The sequence below is a fragment of the Kitasatospora phosalacinea genome (assembly GCF_000717185.1).
Taxonomy (GTDB): domain Bacteria; phylum Actinomycetota; class Actinomycetes; order Streptomycetales; family Streptomycetaceae; genus Kitasatospora; species Kitasatospora phosalacinea_A.
Window position 1 is genome coordinate 1 of sequence record NZ_JNYE01000174.1, and the last position, 6078, is coordinate 6078.

Below are 6078 nucleotides of genomic sequence, written 5' to 3' on the forward strand. Positions count from 1 at the left end.
TGTCGTTGGAGGACGGGGCGCGGGTGGTGGCGTTGCGCAGTCGGGCGATCCGGGCGTTGGCGGGTCGGGGCGGGATGCTCTCCGTCGCCGCCCCCGCCGCCCGGGTCGAGGCCGAGCTCGCCCCCTGGGCGGGCCGGGCCTGGACCGCGGCCGTCAACGGGGCCTCCTCCACGGTGCTGTCCGGTGAGCCGGAGGCCCTCGCGGAGATCCAGGCGCACTTCGAGGCCCGGGCCGTCCGGGCCCGGACCGTCCCGGTCGACTACGCCTCGCACTGCCCGCACGTCGAGGCCATCGAGGACGAACTCGCCGAGCTGCTCGCCGGGTTGGCGCCGCAGCCGGCCCGCGTCCCGGTCTTCTCCACCCTCACCGGCGACTGGGCCGACGACTCCGCCTTCGACGCCGGCTACTGGTACCGCAACCTGCGCCACCCCGTCCGGGCTGCGGCAGCTGCACGAGGCCGCCGCCCGCGCCCACCTGGCCGGTCTGCCCGTCGACTGGCCGACCCTGCTCCCGGACGGCGCCCGGCCGGTCGAACTGCCCACCTACCCCTTCCAGCCGGAGCGGCTCTGGCTGGAGGCCGGACCGGACCGCTCCGACGCCGCCGGACTCGGGCTCCGCGCCACCGGGCACCCGCTGCTCGGCACGGCCGTCGACCTGGCCGCGGGCGGCGGCGCCGTCCTCACCGGGCGGCTCTCCACCAGCGCCCAGCCCTGGCTGGCCGACCACGCCGTCCACGGCACGGTGCTGCTGCCCGGTGCGGCCCTGGTCGACCTGGCCGTCCGGCTCGGCGACCAGGTCGACTGCCCGCAGGTCGAGGAACTCACCCTGGAGGCACCCCTGGTGCTCCCGGAGCGCGGCGCCCTCACCGTCCAGGTCGCGGCCGAACCCGCCGACGGCACCGGCCGCCGCCCGTTCACCCTGCACGCCCGGCCCGCCGACCAGGACGCGGACGGGACGTGGACCCGCCACGCCTCCGGCGTGCTCGCCCCCGCCGACCCGGCGGTCACCCCGGACACCGCCTGGGCCGCCGCCTGGCCCCCGCCCGGTGCCGAACGGGTCGAACTCGCCGACGCCTACCAGCAGTTGGCCGACGCGGGCTACGGCTACGGCCCGGCCTTCCAGGGCCTGCGGGCGCTCTGGCGGGACGGCGACACCCGGTACGCCGAACTCGCCCTGCCGGACGGGCCGGACGCCGACGCCGAGGGCTACGGCCTGCACCCCGCGCTGCTCGACGCCGCCCTGCACCCGCTCGCCCTGGAGGCCGACGGCGCGCTGCGCCTGCCGTTCAGCTGGAGCGGCGTCCACCTGCACGCGGGCGGCGCGCGCACCGTCCGCGCCCGCCTGACCCCGGCCGGAGCGGACCGGGTCGCCCTCGACCTCGCCGACCCGACCGGCGCGCCGGTGCTCGACGTCGAGTCGCTCACCCTGCGCGCCACCGACGCCGCCGCCCTGACCGGCCGCCGCCTCGGCCCCGACGCGCTGCTCGTCCCGCACTGGACGGCGGCCCCGTCCGGCACCGGCACCGGCACCGGCACCGGCCCGTCCGCCGTCGGCCCCGCCCCGTCCCCCGCCACCTGGGCGGTGCTCGGCGAGGCCGTGCCCGCCGCCGGTCCGGCCCCCGCGTACGCCACGGCGGCCGAACTCGCCGCCGCGGCGCCCGCTCCGCAGTTCGTCCTGCTGCCCGTGCGCCCGACCGCCGACCCGCTCGACCCGGCGACCGCCGCCGACACCCTGCGGCGGACCCTGGCCGACCTCCAGGCGTTCCTGGCCGCACCGGCCCTGGCGGACTCCCGGCTGGTGCTGCTCACCGCCGGGGCGGTCGCCGCCGCACCCGGCGAGACCCCCGCCGACCTGTCCGGCGCCGCCGTCTGGGGCCTGGCCCGCAGCGCCCAGAGCGAACACCCCGACCGCTTCGTGCTCGCCGACCTCGGCCCCGGCACGGCCACCCCCGAACTGCTGGCCGCCGCCCTCGCCACCGGGGAACCGCAGGTCGCCCTCCGCGGCGGCGAGGTCCTGCTGCCCCGGCTGGCCCCGGCCGACCGGCTGGAGCGGCTCCCCGCGCCCGCCGACGGCGACTGGAAGCTCGGCACCACCGGCCCCGGCACCTTCGAGAACCTCGCGCTGCTCCCGGCCGACGACCGCACCAGGGCGCTGGAGCCAGGCGAGGTCCGGGTCGCCGTCCGGGCGGCCGGGCTGAACTTCCGCGACACCCTGATCGCCCTGGGCATGTACCCGGGCAGCGCGGCGATCGGCGGCGAGGCGGCCGGCACCGTGCTGGAGGTCGGCGCGGCCGTCACCGGCCTGGCCCCCGGCGACCGGGTGGCGGGCCTGTTCCCGCGCGGCGGCGCCGCCCCCGTCGCGGTCACCGACCACCGCCTGCTCGGCCGGATGCCCGCCGACTGGACGTACGCCCAGGCCGCGACCGTCCCGGTGGTGTACCTCACCGCCTACTACGGGCTCCGCGACCTCGCCGACGCGAAGGCCGGCGAGTCGCTGCTGATCCACGCCGTCACCGGCGGCGTCGGCATGGCCGCGCTCCAACTCGCCCGCCACTGGGGCCTGGAGGTGCACGGCACCGCCAGCCCCGGCAAGTGGGACACCGCCCGGGCGCTCGGCGTCGACGGCGACCGGCTGTCCTCCTCCCGCGACCTCGACTTCGAGCAGCGGGTCCGCACCGCCACCGGCGGCCGGGGCGTCGACATCGTGCTGAACTCGCTGGCCCGCGAGCACCTGGACGCCTCGCTGCGGCTGCTCGCCGACGGCGGGCGCTTCCTGGAGATGGGCAAGACCGACCCGCGCGACCCCGCGGTGCTCGCCGTCGACCACCCCGGCACCACCTACCACCCCTACGACCTGGTGCTGGACGCCGGACCCGACCGGATCGGCGAGATGCTCGCCGAACTGGCCGAACTCTTCGAACGCGGCGTGCTCACCCCGCTGCCGACCAGCACCTGGGAGGCCGCCGGGGCCACCGCCGCCTTCCGCCACCTCGCCCAGGCCCGGCACACCGGCAAGCTCGCCGTCGTCCTGCCGCCCCGCCTCGACCCCGACCGCACCGTCCTGATCACCGGCGGCACCGGCACCCTCGGCGCCCTCACCGCCCGCCACCTGGTCACCCGGCACGGCGTGCGCCACCTGCTGCTGGTCGGCCGCCAGGGCGAACGGGCCCCCGGCGCGGCCGAACTGCGCGCCGAACTCGCCGCCCTCGGCGCCGAGGCCACGATCGCCGCCTGCGACGCCGCCGACCCCGCGGCGCTGGCCGCACTGCTCGCCCGGATCCCCGCCGCGCACCCGCTCGGCGCGGTCCTGCACGCCGCCGGGGTCCTGGACGACGCCACCGTGGACCGGCTCACCCCCGACCGGCTCGACCGGGTGCTGCGCGCCAAGGCCGACGCCGCCTGGAACCTGCACCGGCTCACCCGGGACGGCGACCTGTCCGCGTTCCTGGTGTTCTCCTCGCTGGCCGGCACCCTCGGCAGCCCCGGCCAGGGCAACTACGCCGCCGCCAACGCCTACCTCGACGCCCTGGTCCAGCACCGGACCTCGCTCGGCCTGCCCGGCACCTCCCTGGTCTGGGGCCTGTGGACGCGCTCCTCCGGCATGACCGGCGCGATGAGCGGCGCCGACCTGCGCCGGGTCTCCGCCCTCGGCATCCGCCCCGTCGACCCCGAGGACGGCCTGGCCCGGCTGGACGCGGCACTCGGCCACGGCGGCACCGTCCTGGTACCCGCCGCCGCCGACCGCACCGCCCTGCGGACCGCCGACCCGGCCGCACTGCCCGCACCGCTGCGCGACCTCGCCACCCACCGGGCCCGCCCCGCCGCGCGGGCCGCGGGCAGCGTCCGGGCCTCCGCGCTCGACGGGATGAGCGAGGCCGAACAGCGCCGCCACCTGCTCGACCTGGTCCGCTCGCACGCGGCGGCCGTCCTCGGCCACGCCTCGCCCGAGGCGATCGGCGCCGGACACGAGTTCAAACGGAGCGGCTTCGACTCGCTCACCGCCGTCGAACTCCGCAACCGCCTCGCCACCGCCACCGGCCTGCGCCTGCCCGCCACCGCCGTCTTCGACCACCCGACGCCCACCGCGCTCGCGGCCGCCCTGCTCGCCCGGCTCGCCCCGGCCACCGCCGCCGCACCCACCCTCCAGGACGAACTCGACCGACTGGAGGCCCTGTTGCGGACCGCCGCGGCCGAGGCGGACACCGACACCCGCAGCACCGTCACCGGACGCCTCGGCGCCCTGCTGCGCGCCTGGGACGCCCAGGGCGCACCGGACGCCGCCCCCGCCGAGGACCTCGGCGAGGCCACCGACGAAGAACTCTTCAGCGTGATCGAGAACGAACTCGGCATCGCCTGACCGGTCTCCTCTGTTCCTCTCAACTGCCAAACCTTCCAAGGAAGTTGACGTCGCATGGCAACTGATCAGACGGCGAACGACGCCAAGCTCCGTGACTACCTCAAGAAGGTCACCACCGAGCTCCGACAGGCCCGCCAGCAGCTCGCCGACGGCGAGGCCCGCCGGCACGAGCCGATCGCGGTGATCGGCGCGGCCTGCCGACTGCCCGGCGGGGTCGCCTCCCCCGAGGACCTGTGGCAGCTGGTCGCCGAGGGCCGGGACGCCCTCGGCGAGTTCCCCACCGACCGCGGCTGGGACCTCGACGCCCTCCAGGACCCCGACCCCGAACGGCCGGGCAGCTGCTACGCCCGCCGCGGCGGCTTCGTGGACGACGCGGGCGGCTTCGACGCCGCGTTCTTCGACATCTCCCCGCGCGAGGCCCTCGCCATGGCCCCGCAGCAGCGCCTCGTCCTGGAGACCGCCTGGGAGGCCGTCGAACGCTCCGGCATCGACCCCGGCACGCTGCGCGGCACCCGCACCGGCGTCTTCACCGGCGCCGACGACCAGGACTACGCGGCCCTGCTCGCCGGCACCGCCACCGACCTGCACGGCTACATCGGCACCGGCACCCTGTCCGCCCTCATCTCCGGCCGGGTCTCCTACGCGCTGGGCCTGGAGGGCCCGGCGGTGACGGTCGACACCGCCTGCTCGTCCTCCCTGGTGGCGATCCACCTGGCCGCCCAGGCGCTGCGGCGCGGCGAGTGCACGCTCGCCCTGGCCGGTGGCGTCGCCGTGATGTCCACCCCCACCGTGCTCACCGAGTTCAGCCGCCAGCGCGGCCTGGCCCCCGACGGCCGCTGCAAGGCCTTCGCCGCGGGCGCCGACGGCACCGGTTTCGCCGAGGGCGCGGGCCTGTTGATGCTGGAACGCCTCTCCGACGCCCGGCGCAACGGGCACCGGGTGCTGGCGGTGGTGCGGGGCAGTGCGGTCAACCAGGACGGTGCGTCCAACGGTCTGACGGCGCCGAGTGGTCCGGCTCAGCAGCGGGTGATCCGGCAGGCGTTGGCGGACGCGGGGCTGAGCGCCGCCGACGTGGATGCGGTGGAGGCGCACGGGACGGGCACGACGCTGGGTGACCCGATCGAGGCGGAAGCGCTGATCGCGACCTACGGGGCCGAGCACAGCGCGGAACGTCCGCTCTGGCTGGGCTCGTTGAAGTCCAACATCGGGCACGCGCAGGCGGCGGCGGGTGTGGCCGGTGTGATCAAGATGGTGGAGGCGCTGCGCCGGGGCGAGTTGCCGAGGACCCTGCACGTGGATGAGCCGTCGTCGCACGTGGACTGGTCGGCGGGGACGGTGGAGTTGCTGACGGAGCACCGGAGTTGGGAGGGCGAGGGTCCGCCTCTCCGCCCGCACCGCCGAGGCCCTCCGCGACCAGGCCCGCCGCCTCGCCGACGCCCCGGAACTCGGCACGGCCGACGCCGCCGACGTCGCGCGCGCCCTGCTGACCACCCGCTCCGCCTTCGAACACCGGGCCGTCGTGCTCGGCACCGAGCCCGCCGACTTCCGCCACTCCCTGCACGCCCTCGCCGAGGGCCGCACCGACCCGTCCACCGTGACCGGCACCCTCACCGATGCCGGACAGGTGGCGTTCTTGTTCACGGGGCAGGGTGCGCAGCGGGTGGGGATGGGGCGTGAGTTGTATGACGCGTTTCCGGTGTTCGCTGCGGCGGTGGACGAGTT

At 77.1% G+C, this 6078-nt stretch carries 1 protein-coding gene and 2 pseudogenes; all 3 read left to right on the forward strand.

From position 1 onward, the window contains the following. Positions 1-26: 26 nt before the first annotated feature. Positions 27-398: pseudogene (locus OO57_RS46515) on the forward strand (acyltransferase domain-containing protein); the annotation flags it as partial. A gap of 235 nt (positions 399-633) precedes the next feature. Next, on the forward strand, positions 634-4356 hold the full coding sequence (locus tag OO57_RS38885; protein WP_418909942.1) for an SDR family NAD(P)-dependent oxidoreductase: 3723 nt from the start codon (positions 634-636) through the stop codon (positions 4354-4356). Positions 4357-4410: 54 nt separating this feature from the next. Next, a pseudogene (locus tag OO57_RS38890) lies at positions 4411-6078 on the forward strand (type I polyketide synthase); the annotation flags it as partial.